The 13,999-nt window shown below is 68.5% G+C and carries 16 protein-coding genes; 13 read left to right on the forward strand and 3 right to left on the reverse strand.

Annotated elements, in window-relative coordinates; translation table 11 throughout:
• Positions 1-7: 7 nt before the first annotated feature.
• From pstC to rpoN, 4 genes are read left to right on the forward strand one after another with little or no spacing between them, the layout of a single operon-like run.
• The gene (gene pstC / locus ACZ45O_RS15305) at positions 8-841 is read left to right on the forward strand and encodes a phosphate ABC transporter permease subunit PstC (protein ID WP_464854196.1); all 834 of its coding nucleotides are present in this window, start codon (positions 8-10) and stop codon (positions 839-841) included.
• The gene (pstA, locus tag ACZ45O_RS15310; RefSeq protein WP_464854198.1) at positions 838-1,635 is read left to right on the forward strand and encodes a phosphate ABC transporter permease PstA; all 798 of its coding nucleotides are present in this window, start codon (positions 838-840) and stop codon (positions 1,633-1,635) included. Before pstC ends, pstA begins: the two co-directional genes overlap by 4 nt.
• Positions 1,635-2,435, forward strand: a complete 801-nt coding sequence (locus ACZ45O_RS15315; protein ID WP_464857804.1) for a phosphate ABC transporter ATP-binding protein — start codon at positions 1,635-1,637, stop codon at positions 2,433-2,435. Before pstA ends, ACZ45O_RS15315 begins: the two co-directional genes overlap by 1 nt.
• 35 nt (positions 2,436-2,470) lie before the next feature.
• Positions 2,471-3,832: an RNA polymerase factor sigma-54 gene (rpoN, locus tag ACZ45O_RS15320; RefSeq protein WP_464854200.1), complete on the forward strand. Its 1,362-nt coding sequence runs from the start codon at positions 2,471-2,473 to the stop codon at positions 3,830-3,832.
• A 66-nt stretch (positions 3,833-3,898) separates the two neighbouring features.
• On the opposite strand, the gene ACZ45O_RS15325 is transcribed toward rpoN, so the two are convergent.
• Positions 3,899-4,327, reverse strand: coding sequence for a PH domain-containing protein (locus ACZ45O_RS15325; protein WP_464854202.1), 429 nt, complete (start codon positions 4,325-4,327; stop codon positions 3,899-3,901).
• 9 nt (positions 4,328-4,336) lie between these two features.
• On the reverse strand, positions 4,337-5,254 hold the full coding sequence (locus tag ACZ45O_RS15330; RefSeq protein ID WP_464854203.1) for a LysR family transcriptional regulator: 918 nt from the start codon (positions 5,252-5,254) through the stop codon (positions 4,337-4,339).
• Between the two features lie 237 nt (positions 5,255-5,491).
• Here ACZ45O_RS15330 and ACZ45O_RS15335 point away from each other — a divergent pair, with 237 nt between their 5' ends.
• From ACZ45O_RS15335 to ACZ45O_RS15350, 4 genes are all read left to right on the forward strand, one after another.
• Complete coding sequence (locus tag ACZ45O_RS15335) at positions 5,492-6,670, forward strand: phosphoglycerate kinase (protein WP_464854205.1); 1,179 nt, start codon at positions 5,492-5,494, stop codon at positions 6,668-6,670.
• Entirely contained in the window at positions 6,670-7,113 is a 444-nt protein-coding gene (locus tag ACZ45O_RS15340; RefSeq protein ID WP_464854207.1) for a hypothetical protein, read from the forward strand. Before ACZ45O_RS15335 ends, ACZ45O_RS15340 begins: the two co-directional genes overlap by 1 nt.
• Before the next feature lie 33 nt (positions 7,114-7,146).
• Complete coding sequence (gene tpiA, locus ACZ45O_RS15345) at positions 7,147-7,902, forward strand: triose-phosphate isomerase (RefSeq protein ID WP_464854209.1); 756 nt, start codon at positions 7,147-7,149, stop codon at positions 7,900-7,902.
• 131 nt (positions 7,903-8,033) lie between these two features.
• Complete coding sequence (locus tag ACZ45O_RS15350) at positions 8,034-8,315, forward strand: metal-sensitive transcriptional regulator (protein WP_464854211.1); 282 nt, start codon at positions 8,034-8,036, stop codon at positions 8,313-8,315.
• A 187-nt stretch (positions 8,316-8,502) separates the two neighbouring features.
• On the opposite strand, the gene trxA is transcribed toward ACZ45O_RS15350, so the two are convergent.
• Positions 8,503-8,847: a thioredoxin gene (gene trxA / locus ACZ45O_RS15355; protein WP_464854213.1), complete on the reverse strand. Its 345-nt coding sequence runs from the start codon at positions 8,845-8,847 to the stop codon at positions 8,503-8,505.
• Positions 8,848-9,082: 235 nt separating this feature from the next.
• Here trxA and gpmI point away from each other — a divergent pair, with 235 nt between their 5' ends.
• From gpmI to ACZ45O_RS15380, 5 genes are all read left to right on the forward strand, one after another.
• The gene (gene gpmI / locus ACZ45O_RS15360) at positions 9,083-10,636 is read left to right on the forward strand and encodes a 2,3-bisphosphoglycerate-independent phosphoglycerate mutase (RefSeq protein WP_464854215.1); all 1,554 of its coding nucleotides are present in this window, start codon (positions 9,083-9,085) and stop codon (positions 10,634-10,636) included.
• Between the two features lie 6 nt (positions 10,637-10,642).
• Entirely contained in the window at positions 10,643-11,935 is a 1,293-nt protein-coding gene (eno, locus tag ACZ45O_RS15365) for a phosphopyruvate hydratase (protein WP_464854216.1), read from the forward strand.
• Between the two features lie 159 nt (positions 11,936-12,094).
• A complete protein-coding gene (secG, locus tag ACZ45O_RS15370; protein WP_464854217.1) occupies positions 12,095-12,328 on the forward strand; it encodes a preprotein translocase subunit SecG in 234 nt (77 codons plus the stop codon).
• Positions 12,329-12,402: 74 nt separating this feature from the next.
• Positions 12,403-13,089 carry an alpha/beta hydrolase gene (locus ACZ45O_RS15375; RefSeq protein WP_464854219.1) on the forward strand — a complete coding sequence of 229 codons (687 nt, stop codon included), beginning with the start codon at positions 12,403-12,405 and terminating at the stop codon, positions 13,087-13,089.
• Between the two features lie 157 nt (positions 13,090-13,246).
• Positions 13,247-13,999: a biotin synthase BioB gene (locus tag ACZ45O_RS15380; RefSeq protein WP_464854221.1), complete on the forward strand. Its 753-nt coding sequence runs from the start codon at positions 13,247-13,249 to the stop codon at positions 13,997-13,999.

The raw sequence follows: 13,999 nt of genomic DNA on the forward strand, positions 1-13,999 counted from the left end.
TGGGGGGATGGATGTGCGGGACCGTCTTGCGCGCGCCGCCCTGGCGGCGCTGGCCGCCGTGGCCTCAGCCGGCGTTCTCCTGATCGCGCTGGCGGTGGCCGTGGAGGGCTGGCCCGCCCTGCCCCACCTGTTCGGGGCGGTCTGGAGCCCGGAGGACGGAAAGTTCGGCGTGCTCCCGCTGCTGGCGGGTTCGGCCCTGGTCACCCTCGGCAGCCTGACGCTGGCCGTACCGGCGGGCATTGGGCTCGGCCTCTTCCTCGCCGACGTCGCGTCGCCCCGGCTGGCGGGGGTGGTCAGGCCCGCGCTCCAGGGAATGGCGGCCGTGCCCAGCGTCGTCTTCGGCTTCCTGGGGCTGAACCTCATCGTGCCCTGGATCAGCCGGGTCTTCGGCGGGCTCGGCTTCAGCCTGCTGGCCGGCTGCCTGGTGTTGGCGCTCATCGTGCTGCCGACGATCGCCGCGGTTTCCGAAGATGCGCTGCGGGCGGTGGACCCCGCGCTGCGGGAGGGGGCGTACGCGCTGGGCGCCACGCCGGGGCAGGTGGCGTGGAGGCTGCTCCTGCCCGCGGCGAAGAGCGGCCTCACGGCTGCGGTGGTCCTTGCGCTGGGGCGTGCCCTGGGCGAGACGATGGCCGTGCTGATGGTGCTGGGCAACGCCGCGGCCGTGCCCCGCTCGCCCCTGGATCCGGCCCGCACCCTGACGGGCAACATCGCCCTGGAGATGGCCTACGCGGCCGGCCGTCACCGGGAGGCGCTGTTTGCCAGCGGCGCGCTGCTCCTCCTGCTCAACCTGGCCGTCACCCAGGCTGCCCGGCTCGCCGCCGGAGGGAGGGCGGCGCGGTGAGGCCGCTGCTCAGCGCCCTGGCGCTCGTCGTCTCCGGCGTGATGGCCGGCCTGGTGGCCGCGGTGGCTGTCAAAGGAGCCGGGAGCCTCACGTCCGACTTCCTGTTCACCCTGCCGGCGGGCGCCGGCCGCGAGGGCGGCATCCTCTCCGTCATCCTGTCCACCCTGTGGCTGGCCGCCGGCGCGCTGGCATTCAGCCTCCCGCTGGGGGTCGGCACCGCGCTCTACCTGGTGGAGTACGCGCCCCCGGGCCGGATCGTCGGTCTCATCCGCAGCCTCACCGAGACGCTGGCGGGCGTTCCCTCCATCCTCTTCGGCCTCTTCGGGTTTGCGGTGTTCGTCGTGCGGCTGGGGTGGGGGCCCTCGCTGCTTTCGGGCAGCGCGACGCTGGCCGTCATGCTGCTGCCGACGGTCATCCGCACCAGCGAGGAGGCTGTGGCCGCCGTGCCGCAGGAACTGCGGGAGGGGGCTGCCGCGCTGGGGGCCGCACGGTGGGACGCCATCCGCCGGATCGTGCTGCCGCAGGCGGCCCCCGGCATCCTGACGGGCGCCCTGCTGGCCCTGGGGCGGGCCGTGGGCGAGACCGCGGCGGTGCTGCTGACCGCGGGCACCGACCTGGCCCTGCCGCGGTCGCCCCTGGATCCGGGCCGGCCCATGGCCGTCCACCTCTACATCCTGGCGGGCGAGGGGCTCTCCGACGGTCGGGCCTACGCCACGGCGCTGGCCCTGGTGTGCGGGGTCCTGTTTGTGAACATATTCGCCCATCTGCTGCTGGGCGGGAGGCGGGTGCGGTGATGCGAGGAGACACGGCCCGTGCCAAGCTGGCTACCCGGGGCCTCAGGGTCTACTATGGCGGGCGCGCGGCGCTGCGGGGGGTGAGCCTCGCCGTGCCGGACCGGTCGGTGACGGCCCTGATCGGGCCGTCGGGCTGCGGGAAGTCGACATTCCTCCGGGCCCTGAACCGCATGCACGACCTGCGCCACGACGCGCGGGTGGAGGGGCGGATCCTGCTGGACGGCCGCCCCATCGACCGGCTGCCCCCGGAGGTGCTGCGCCGCCGGATCGGCATGCTGTTCCAGCGGCCGAACCCCTTTCCGATGTCGATCTTCCAGAACGTGGCCTTCGGCCCGGCCCTGCTCGGCGTGCGGGGGAAGGAGCTGGAGCGCATCGTCTGCTCGGCCCTGCAGCGGGCGGCGCTCTGGAACGAGGTGAAGAGCAGGCTCCACCAGCACGCGGGCGGGCTGTCGGGTGGGCAGCAGCAGCGGCTCTGCCTGGCCCGGGCCCTGGCCATGGAGCCGGAGGTGCTGCTCCTGGACGAGCCCTGCTCGGCCCTGGACCCGGGCGCCACCGAGGAGATCGAGCGGCTGATCGCGGAGCTGCGGTGCTCGATGGCGATCGTGCTGGTGACGTATTCCCTCGAGCAGGCCCGCCGTCTGGCGGACCGGGTGGCGTTCTTCCAGGACGGGCGGCTGGTGGAGGAGGGGCCGGCGGCTGAGGTTCTGGAACGGCCCCAGCAGCCGGAGACGCGCCGCTTTCTGGCGCGCGGCGATTGGCACAGGACTTGCAGAGGAAACGGGGGCGACCAGGGAGAATAGCCTACAGCAGAGCAGCATGCTGGGGGGTGTCGGCCATGCGTCTCGGTTTTGAGCTTCGAATGCAGCAGACCCAGCGCCTGGTGATGACACCCGAGTTGCGCCAGGCCATCACGGTGCTGCAGAAGCCGGTAGCCGAGCTGGGCGAACTGATCGCCGGCGAACTGCTGGAGAATCCCTGCCTGGAGGCAGAGCCCCGGGAGCCCGTGGAGGAGGGGGCGCCCTCCGAAGTGGGCCGGCTGCTGGATTTCCTGAGCCGCGGGGACCTGCCCGGGGCCGGCGCGCCGTCGGACCGGGACGAGGAGACGTCGTTCGAGGCGTACACGCCGAAGCTGCCCACGCTCGCGGAGCACCTGAACAGCCAGCTGGGGCTGCTGCCGCTGGACCGGAAGCAGGAGCGCATCGCCCGGTTCCTCATCGGCTGCATCGACGACCACGGTTACCTGACCGTTTCCGTGGAGGAGGCCGCCGCGCAGCTGGGCGCCCCGGAGGAGCAGGTGGAGGCCGCACTGCAGGTGATTCAGTCGCTGGATCCACCGGGCGTCGGGGCACGGTCGCTGCAGGAGTGCCTCCTGATTCAGTGGGCCACCCTGGACGACCCGAACCCGCTGGTGCCTGAGCTGATCCGGCATCATCTGCGGGACCTGGCCGCCGGGCGCATCCCCCGGATCGCCGAGCGGCTGGGCGTGGACACGGCCGAGGTGCAGGCGGCGGCGGACGCGATCCGCAGCCTTGACCCCAAGCCCGGGCGCCGCTTCGGCGGCGCCGATGAGACCCGGTATGTCGTGCCCGACGTGGTGGTGGAGCGCGTGGGCCAGGAGTACGTGGTGCTGGTCAACGAGGCGCCCCTCCCGCGGTTGTCGATATCGCCCCACTACCGCCGGCTGCTGGACACCGCCGACGGCAGGACCCGCCGCTACGTGGAGGACCGGATTCAGTCGGCGCTCTGGTTGATCAAGTCCATCGAGCAGCGCCGCCTGACCCTGCTGCGGGTGACCGAGGCGATCGTGCGGTTTCAGCGGGACTTTTTCGATCACGGCCCCAGGTACCTGCGTCCGCTCACGCTGCGGGAGGTGGCCGAGGCGGTCGGGGTGCACGAGTCGACCGTGAGCCGGGCCACCAGCGGCAAGTGGGCCCAGACGCCGCAGGGCATGTTCGAGCTGAAATACTTCTTTTCCAGCGGCGTGGAGTCCGGCCGCGGGGAGGGGGTGGCCGCGGAGGCGGTGAAGCGGCTCATCGCGGACCTGATCAGGCAGGAGGATCCGGCTGCGCCGCTCTCCGACCAGGCGCTTGCCGAGGCGCTGGCGGCCAAGGGGCTCAAGATCGCGCGCCGCACGGTCGCGAAGTACCGGGACGAGATGGGCGTGCCCAACTCGGGCCAGCGGCGCCGTTACGGATAGTCAGGTGAATACGGATGGTCACGGCAAAGGGCTGCGCACGAACGCGCAGCCCTGAGTTATTGTGGTTCAGACCCGGATCTCCACTTGCGGGCAGCGCTCCCGCAGGAGCTGCAGGAACGCCGCTCGGTCCCTGGGAGAGATGAGGGGCGCGAAGCCCTTGTTGGTGCGGATCTCCAGGCGGTTCATGGACAGCGCGGGCGACGAGAGGGGGCTTCGCGTCGGCCGGACATACTTGATGCTGGCGAGGGGAATCCGCCAGGTCAGGAAGGCCGACTGGATGATCAGTTCGTTCTCGGTGATGGTGTAGCCCGTGCGGAACCAGATCCAGAACATCAGGCCCTGGATGAGCGCCGGCAGCACCCCGGCCAGGAGCCAGACCCACCAGGGGCTCGGCTCCCGGATCAGCAAGACCAGCATGGCTACCAGCATGCCGGGAACGAGAACCCAGACGATCAGGGCGAACCACAGCGCCCGCTCAGACGGGAAGTACCGCACCCGTTCAGCTCACTCCTCCTCTTCCAACCCCAGATTGACCTGGAACAACTCCTCCAGCACGCGGAGGAAGGCCTTGGCGGTGCCGCTCCAGATCTTGCCCCGGCGGTGGATGAGGATGTTCTGCCGTTTCAGGTTGGCGCTGTTGGCCAGCGGCACCGCCACCACCTGGCTCAGCTCGATCTCGGACTTCACCGTGGAATAAGGCAGCATGGTCAGCCCGAGTCCGCAGAGCACCATGCGCTTGGCGGCTTCAATGGAATCCAGCTCCATTGTAATATGGGGGACGAACCCCTGCCCTGCCCACCACTGCTCCACCAGGGCCCAGTACCCGGAGGCCCGGTCGGTGGTGATGAACGACTCCTGCGTCAGCTCGTCCAGCGAGACCTCCTTTCGCCGGGCCACGGGATGATCGGGCGGGACGACCAGCAGGATGGGCTCCTCCGACAGCGGGTAGGTGACGATCTCAGCATGGTTGGGGAGCGGCGCGTGCACGAGCCCGACCTGCACGGTGTCGTCCAGCACCAGCTGCTGCACCTGGTGCGAGCGGCCGGTGTGCACCAGCACCTCCACCTTGGGGTAGGAGCTCTTGAACTTCGTCAGGATATCGGGCAGCAGGTAGGCAGAGGTGGTGAGGGCCGAGCCCACGGAAAGCGTTCCCCCGCTGGCCGTCTGCAGGTCGAGCACCGCTTGGCGGGCCCGCTTGATGTCCTGCAGGACGCGCTCGGCGTGAGGCAGCAGCGCCTTGCCGGCATCCGTGAGACGCACGCCGCGGGGGCGGCGTTCGAAGAGCAGTTGCCCCAGCTCTTTCTCGAGGGCCTGTATGCGGGCCGTCACCGAGGGCTGGGTGAGGAAAAGCCGCTCGGCGGCCCGGTTGAAGCTGCCGGTTTTCGCAATCCACCAGAAGGCCTCCAGTCCTTGCACATCCATCCTCGCTCGCCTCCCGGTTGGCGAATCCATTCATCCTACCTATACGATACCATAAAAAGAATCTATCCGGGTGCTAAACAAAACCTATCTGTATCACCGCGCGGTGCCGGAAGAATACTAAGCCGCGGGAAGGGATTTTTCCATTTCCGTGGAAAATCTTTTGTTGAGGGGTTTAACAAAGTCAGGGGATCATCCCGCCCCGGCCGGGGCGCCATGCGAGAAAGGTGGAGTCGAAAGATGGCCTTGATGACCGTGCGCGACATCGATGTCAAGGGCAGGCGCGCCTTCGTGCGCGTCGATTTCAACGTCCCGCTGGAGGATGGCCGCATCACCGATGACACCCGGATACGGGCTGCCCTGCCCACCATTCGGTACCTGGTGGAGGAAGGGGCGGTCGTGGTACTGGCCTCGCACCTGGGGCGGCCCAAGGGCAAGCGGAACGAGGCGTTCTCCCTGGCCCCCTGTGCGCGGCGCCTGTCTGAGCTGCTGGACCGGCCGGTGGAGTTCGCCCCGGACTGCATCGGCGAGGACGTGGAGCGGCTCGTGGCCTCGCAGCCGCCCGGCTCGGTGGTCCTGCTGGAGAACGTCCGCTTCCATCCGGGGGAGGAGAAGAACGACCCCGAGTTCGCCGCGCAGCTCGCGCGCCTGGGCGAGATCTTCGTGAACGACGCGTTCGGCACCGCCCACCGGGCGCACGCCTCGACCCGGGGCGTGGCGGACCATATGGAGGTGCGTGTCGCCGGCTTCCTGATGCAGAAAGAGGTCGACATCATGGGCAAGGCCCTGTCCGACCCCGACCGGCCGTTCGTGGCCATCATCGGCGGCGCCAAGGTCTCTGACAAGATCATGGTCATCGAGAACCTCCTGACCAAGGTCGACCGGCTGATCATCGGCGGCGGCATGGCCAACACGTTCCTGCGGGCCAAGGGCCTGCCCACCGGCCAGTCGCTGGTGGAGGAGGACCGGCTCGACACGGCGAGGGAGTTGCTCGCGAAGGGCGGCGACAAGATCCTCCTGCCATCCGACCTGGTGGTGGCCTCGGAGTTCAAGGCGGAAGCCCAGCAGCGTGTGGTCCGGGCCGACGCCATTCCGGAGGGCTGGATGGCCCTGGACATCGGGCCGGAGAGCGCCCGCGCGTTCGCCGCGGCCATCCGGGAGGCCCGCACCGTGGTCTGGAACGGCCCGATGGGCGTGTTCGAGATGGAGCCCTTCGCGCGGGGAACCTTCGCCGTGGCCCAGGCGATGGCCGACAGCGAAGGCGTGACGATCGTGGGCGGCGGAGACTCCGTTGCCGCCGTCGAGGCGGCGGGCCTGGCCGACCGGATGACCCACGTCTCCACCGGTGGCGGCGCATCGCTGGAGTTCCTGGAGGGGAAGGAGCTTCCCGGCGTCGCCTGTCTCGCCGTGAAGCCGTAATGAACCTGCTGGGTAGGATCTTCGGGCGCCGGCAGCCGGAATCGCCTGCTGCGGCGTGGCTGCGCCGGCGGGCGCAGGCTGAGCCGGCAGAGGTGGTGGAGGAGCACTTCCGTGCGATTGAGGCCCATGACCTGGAGTGGATTCTGGCAACGCTGACGCCTCAGCGGGCCCGCCTGTACAGCGGGCCGACCACCCTGGACCGCCGGCGGCTTTCGGTGAAGGCGGCGCGCGTGACCGGGGTGACCCCCGCGCCGGACGCGCCGGCGGTGCGCGTACCCGGCTACGGCGAGCAGCAGGTCCTGCGGGTTGAGTATGAACTGGCACTGGTGCCCGGTGAGGAGCGGCGCGATCCCAGTCTGGTGGAGGGGCCCCAGTGGGCCTACTTCGTGCTGGTGCGGGAGGGCGCCGGCAAGCCCTGGCTCATCGCCGACTGGGGCCGTTAGCCGGGACGCGACGTGCAAAGGAGGACCCATGCCATGCGGACACCCGTTGTTGCAGCGAACTGGAAGATGCACAAGACGCAGACGGAGGCCCGGCAGTTCCTGGCGGACTTCCTGCCCCGGGCGCGGGACCTGGCCGGGGTCGAGATCGTGATCTGCCCGCCCTTCACCGCGCTGGCCGCGGTGGCCGAGGGGCTGAAGGGCAGCCAGGTGGGACTTGGGGCGCAGAACATGAGCGACCAGCCGTCCGGGGCCTTCACCGGCGAGGTCTCCGGCGCCATGCTGGTCGATGCGGGCTGCAAGTACGTGATCCTCGGTCACTCGGAGCGGAGGCGGCTCTTCGGTGAGAGCGACCAGGTGGTCGGTGCGAAGGTGCGCGCCGCGCTGGAGCACAACCTGACCCCCATCCTCTGCATCGGAGAGACGCTGGAGGAGCAGCAGGCCGGCCAGGCCGATGCGGTGAACCGGCGGCAGCTCCTGGCCGGCCTGGAAGGGCTGACGGCCGAGCAGGTGGCGGGCCTGATCATCGCGTACGAGCCGGTGTGGGCCATCGGCACCGGCAAGAACTGCGATCCGGGCGACGCGCAGGCGCGCATCGCCGCCGTGCGGGCCGTGGTGGCGGAGACCTTCGGTGCGGACGCCGCCGCGCGGGTGCGCATCCAGTACGGCGGGTCGGTGAAGCCCGCCAACATGGCCAGCTACATGGCCCAGCCGGATATCGACGGGGCGCTGGTGGGCGGCGCCAGCCTCGACCCGGCTTCCTTCGCCGCGATCTGCGAGGCCGCCCGTTAGGCGTCAGCGCCCAAGAGGCCGCCCGTCCGGACTCGCCTTGGCACACCCGCCGCACGCCGGTGCGGCGGGTCATTCTGTCCCTTTGACACAGGATACGGGGTACGGTAATCTTATGGCAGGAGGCGGTTGGGATGAACATCAAGGAAGCCAACCCGGCACTGTACGAAGACCTGATGCGCCGCCTGAAGCGCATCGAGGGGCAGGCCCGGGGTGTGCAGCGAATGCTGGAAGAGGGGCAGGACTGCGAGCAGATCCTCATCCAACTGGGCGCCATGAAAGCGGCCATCAACCGCGTGGGCATGAAAGCCGCCGCCTGCAATATGGGCGTGCAGGTGACGGAAGCCCTGAAACGCGGCGAGGATCCGACGGCCGCAGTTGACGTCGTGATCGAGCAGTTCATCAAGCTCGGCTGAGTTGCGAAGGGGAACCGGACCTGCGTGTCCCGGTTCCCCTTTCAAGTGAGCCTGCTTACAAACGCAGGGCAGAGCCCTGTTCTGTCGGTCGGCTGTACCGCTTTTGACGTGATCGCGGCGAGCGCCGGTCGTTCATGAAACGACTTCGGCGGAGGGACTTATCCCCCTCCGCCGGTCAGGTTTCTGCTCAGGCCGACTCGAGTTGATCCAACGCGGCGTCCAGAATCCGGTACATCTCGTGCTTGGGCCGGAAGCCCACCAGCTGGCCGACCGGCTTCCCCTTGTGGAAGAGGATCATCGTCGGGATGGACATCACGCCGAACTGGCCGGCCCACTGCTGCTCCTCATCCACGTTCAGCTTGGCGATCTTGATGCGGTGACCGTTGTCCCGCGCGTAGTCCTCCAGCACGGGGCCGATCATCCTGCACGGTCCGCACCAGGGGGCCCAGAAGTCAACGAGCACCGGAAGCTCGGACTGCAGCACCTCAGCCTCAAAGGTAGCGTCGGTAATGGGAACAGTATACTGTGCCATTTGCGGTCCCTCCTGTAGATAGGATACCCCGTGGGGTATTCGCTCGCGGTTAGGACGCTCTTAGTTTGCACGCGGATACGGTCTTTCGCGCAGACTAGGGGGAAACAGCTAAAGAGGAAGGGGAACAGGCCTTCAATAACGAACCTGACTTTGGTAAAATAACTTGGCAAAAGTTCTGCGGTAAGCGGAGAACGACGCGCGCAGACTTTTCGGGAAGGCAGGAGGTGACCCGGACTTGTCCGCCTATCGCAGACCTGTGGCCTTGATCGTGCTGGACGGATGGGGCCTGAACCCCGACTCCCGGGCCAACGCCGTGGCAATGGCCCGACACCCGAACTTCGACCGGCTGATGGCCCGCTATCCGCACACGACGCTCACGGCCTCGGGCGAGGCGGTGGGCCTGCTCCCCGGGCAGATGGGCGACTCCAACGTGGGCCATCTGAACCTGGGGGCGGGCCGCATCGTGTACCAGACCCTCGTCCGCATCCGGCGATCGATCGATGACGGATCGTTCTACACCCTGCCCGCCTGGCGCAGGGCCATCGACCGGGCCAGGCAGCCGGGGGCGGCCCTGCACCTGATGGGGCTGGTCTCCGACGGCGGGGTCCACAGCCACATCGACCACCTGCTCGCGCTCATCGACCTGGCGAAACGGGAGAACGTGGAGCGGCTGTACGTCCACGCGTTCCTCGACGGGCGCGACGTGCCTCCCAAGTCCGCCGGGCCCTACCTGGAGCAGGTGGAGGCCAAGCTGAAAGAGGTCGGGCTGGGCGCCATCGCCACCGTCTCCGGCCGGTACTACGCCATGGACCGGGACAAGCGGTGGGAGCGCACGGAGAAGGCGTTCCTGGCGCTGACCCGGGGAATCGGGCACAAGGCCGCGTCGGCCGTGGAGGCGGTGGAACTGGCTTACGCGCGGGGCGAGACCGATGAGTTCGTGCAGCCCACGGTGATCGAGGGGGTGGACGGACGAATCGGCGCGGGCGACGGGGTCATCTTCTTCAACTTCCGGCCGGACCGGGCCCGGCAGATCGTGCGGGCCCTGCACGAGACAGCCTTTGACGGGTTCAAGCGGCCCGAGGGGTTCGAGCCGGTTACCCTGGTGACCATGACGCAGTACGACCAGACGTTCACCGACATTCCCGTGGCCTTCGGCCCGCAGTTCGTCGACGTGCCGATGGGCCAGGTGGTGGCGGAGGCCGGGCTGCGGCAGTTGCGCATCGCTGAGACCGAGAAGTACCCGCACGTGACCTACTTCTTCAACGGCGGCGAGGAGCGGGTCTTCCCCGGCGAGGAGCGGGTGCTGATTCCGTCGCCCAAGGTGCCCACCTACGACCTGAAGCCCGAGATGTCGGCGTACGAGGTGGCCCGGGAGGCGGTCAAGTGGATTGAAGAGGATCGGACGGATTTCATCGTGCTCAACTTCGCCAACCCGGACATGGTGGGCCACACCGGCGTGCTGGAGGCGGCGATCAGGGCGGTGGAGGCGGTCGACGAGTGCCTGGGGCAGGTGGTGGATGCGCTGCTGGCCAAGGGCGGTGCCGCCATCATCCTGGCCGACCACGGCAACGCCGACCAGATGGTGGACCACGAGACCGGGGCGCCGCACACCAACCACACGACCAACCCCGTCCCCTGCATCCTGGTGGACGACCAGCGGATCTCGGCGAAGCTCAGGCCCGGTGTGCTGGCCAACATCGCGCCGACGCTGCTGGAGATCATCGGCCTGCCCAAGCCGCCGCAGATGGACGCGGATTCGCTGTTGGTGAGCAACGTGGAAGGAGCCTGATCTGGGATGACGACGATTGTGAATGTGCATGGCCGCGAGGTACTGGATTCCCGGGGCAATCCCACGGTGGAGGTGGAGGTGATCCTCGCCTCCGGCACCGCCGGCAGGGCCATCGTGCCCTCGGGCGCCTCGACCGGGCAGTTCGAGGCGGTGGAGCTGCGCGACGGCGACAAGCAGCGCTACCTGGGCAAGGGCGTGCTGAACGCCGTGCGGAACGTGAACGAGGTGATTGCCGAGGCGGTGATCGGCCTGGATGCCACCGACCAGGTGGAGCTGGACCAGGCGATGCTCGCGCTGGACGGCACGCCGAACAAGTCCAAGCTGGGCGCCAACGCCATCCTGGGGGTGTCGCTGGCGGCGGCCCGGGCTGCGGCGGCCGAGCTGGGCATTCCCCTGTACCGTCACGTGGGCGGTCTGACCGCCCGCACGCTGCCGGTGCCGATGATGAACATCCTCAACGGCGGCGCGCACGCTGACAACAACGTCGACATGCAGGAGTTCATGATCTTCCCCGCCGGCGCGCCCTCGTTCCGGGAGTCGCTTCGCATGGGGGCCGAGATCTTCCACACCCTGAAGGCGGTGCTGAAGGCCAAGGGCTACAACACGGCCGTCGGCGACGAGGGCGGCTTCGCTCCCGACCTGAAGTCCAACGAGGAGGCCATCACCGTCATCCTGGAGGCCATCGAAAAGGCCGGCTACAAGCCCGGCGAGGAAGTCTTCCTCTGCATGGACGTGGCCTCCAGCGAGTTCTACCGGGACGGCAAGTACGTGCTGGCCGGCGAGGGCAACAAGACGCTCACCACCGATCAGCTGATCGACCTGTGGGACAGCTGGACGCGGCAGTACCCCATCGTCTCCATCGAGGACGGCGTGGCCGAGGACGATTGGGAGGCGTGGGTCGAGCTGACCCGCCGGATCGGCGACCGGGTGCAGCTGGTGGGCGACGACTTCTTCGTCACCAACACCGAGCGGCTCGCACGGGGCATTGAGATGAACGCCGCCAACTCCATCCTGGTCAAGGTGAACCAGATCGGCACCCTGACCGAGACGATGGAGGCCGTGGCGATGGCGCACCGGGCCGGGTACACATCCGTGATGTCGCACCGCTCGGGCGAGACCGAGGACACCACCATCGCCGACCTGGCGGTGGCCCTGAACTGCGGGCAGATCAAGACCGGCGCTCCCTCCCGCACGGACCGGGTGGCCAAGTACAACCAGCTGCTCCGCATCGAGGAGGAGATGGGCGACGCGGCCGTCTTCGCGGGACTCTCGGCGGTCCGCGGCCGGAAGCAGGGTTAACACAGAGCGGGGCCGCGAAGTCTGTCGAGACTTGTCGGCCCCGCTTGTCGCATCATGAGATCCTCTTTGGCGCCCAGGCATTCCACTTCGCGATTGTCCCCGCCGGTGGGATATGGTACAATTGACAAGCTATCAAGGCGCACGCGAGGGGGTGAAGGGATGAAAACATTCGTGCTGGTTATTCATACCCTGTTTGCCCTGGGCCTGATCGCGACGGTGCTGCTGCAGTCCGGTAAGAGCGCGGGCCTGTCAGGCTCCATCGCCGGTGCGGGGGAGCAGATCTTCGGCAAGAAGAAGGGCATGGACGAGATTCTGAACCGCTTCAGCATGGCGTTTGCCACCCTCTTCGTGTTGACGTCTGTGCTCATGCTCTTCCTGGAGACCCGGGGCTAGAGGCGTTAGCAGAGCGGTATCGCAGGGCCGGGGGAAGTGACCCGGCCCTTTTTGCTTTCCACCGGAGGTGCGCCATGCCGATCGTCATGCGCAACAGCGGGCCCGTGTTCGTACAGGGCGGGCCCGTGGGGTGCCTCGTGCTGCACGGTTTCGGCGGCTCGCCCGCCGAGGTCCGGCCGCTGGTGGACTACCTGGCGGCGCGGAAGCTCACCGTCTGCGCGCCGGTGCTGCCAGGGCACGGCCCGGAAGCGGCGGACCTGGGCCGCACCCGGTTCCGGCACTGGATCCGGGGAGCCGAGGCTGCCCTGGGTCAGGTGCGGGCCGTCTGCGCAGAGGTCCACCTGGTCGGGTTCTCGATGGGCGGGCTGATCGCCCTCCACCTGGCCGCGCGGCACGCCGTACGCTCCGTCTGCACCCTGGCGGCGCCGATCCTGCTGGAGGATGCGGAAGGCCTCGGCGCGCGCATGGCTGCTTACCTGGGCACGCCGGCCCGCGTTATGCCCGCCCTCCGGTCGCTGGTGCGCCTCGCGCGCCTCACGCGGCGGCAGCTCGGGCGGGTGGAGGCCCCCGTCCTGGCCGTGCAGGGCGACCGCGATGACTGGATTGCGCCGGACAGCGCCGCCTACCTTGCGGCGCGCCTCCCATCGGCCCGGCTCTTGGTGCTGCCGGGGCGGGGACACTTCCTGGTGTTGGAACGCGGCCGGGACGAGGTGGCGGCGCAGGTTGTGGACTGGATGATAGTACCGCGTGAACAAAAGTAGCCACAAAGAAATGGGCCTTTCCCGGAATAGGCTATTGCCAGACAATCCGGTACGATATTTGTGACGGCTGTCACAAGAGGCAGGTGATCGTGTGATTGGGCCGATCCTTCGTCGTGCCGAAGCCGGCCGTACGCCTAGTCGCCGGGAGATTCTGCTCATGTTGCGTGCCGAGGAAGACGAGTACCGAAATCTGCTTGAAGTCGCCGGCCGAATCTGCCGGCAGAACAAGGGTCAAGAGCCGTCGCTGCGCCTGCTCGTCGACCTCGAAGTCAGCGAACCCGACAGTGTGGTCAATGACGTGGTGACTGCGTGGCAGAAAGGTTGCGAGTCGGTGCTGCTGTGCGCATCGTCGGAGTACCAGGCCGTGGGTGACGTGGCGGACCTCATTCGGAAGATCGCGGCGCAGACAGAGATGCACATTGCCCTCTGTCTGGGCGATCGGGCGTACGACGTCTATGCGCAGTGGCGTCAGGCCGGCGCCGTGGAGTACCTGCTGCCACACGACTGCTGCAATCCGGAGCTCTTCGCGCACCTGTACCCGGGCCAGTCGCCGGCCGACCGGCTCACCCGCGGCCTGTGGCTGAAGGGTCTCGGTTTCCGGGTGACGGGGGGCATCTGCGTGGGCATCGCCGGCCAGACCGATGAGGACATCGCCGACGACCTGGAGGTCCTGCGCAACGCAGCCGTCACCGGCGTGGTGGTGCGCTCCGTCGACGCGGCCGCCGATGTGCTGCGGGTGCTGGCCATCACCAGGCTCTGCCTGCCTGACGCCGATCTGTGGGTGGCCACCGACGACCCGGTCCTGCAGGCCAGGGCCCTCACCTGCGGCGCGAACATCCTGGTCACCGCGCACCCTGAGGGCTCGGGCCCTGAGGTGCCGCGCGTGCTGGCCCCGCTGAGTTCCAACTGA

It is taken from the genome of Symbiobacterium turbinis (genome assembly GCF_055383075.1).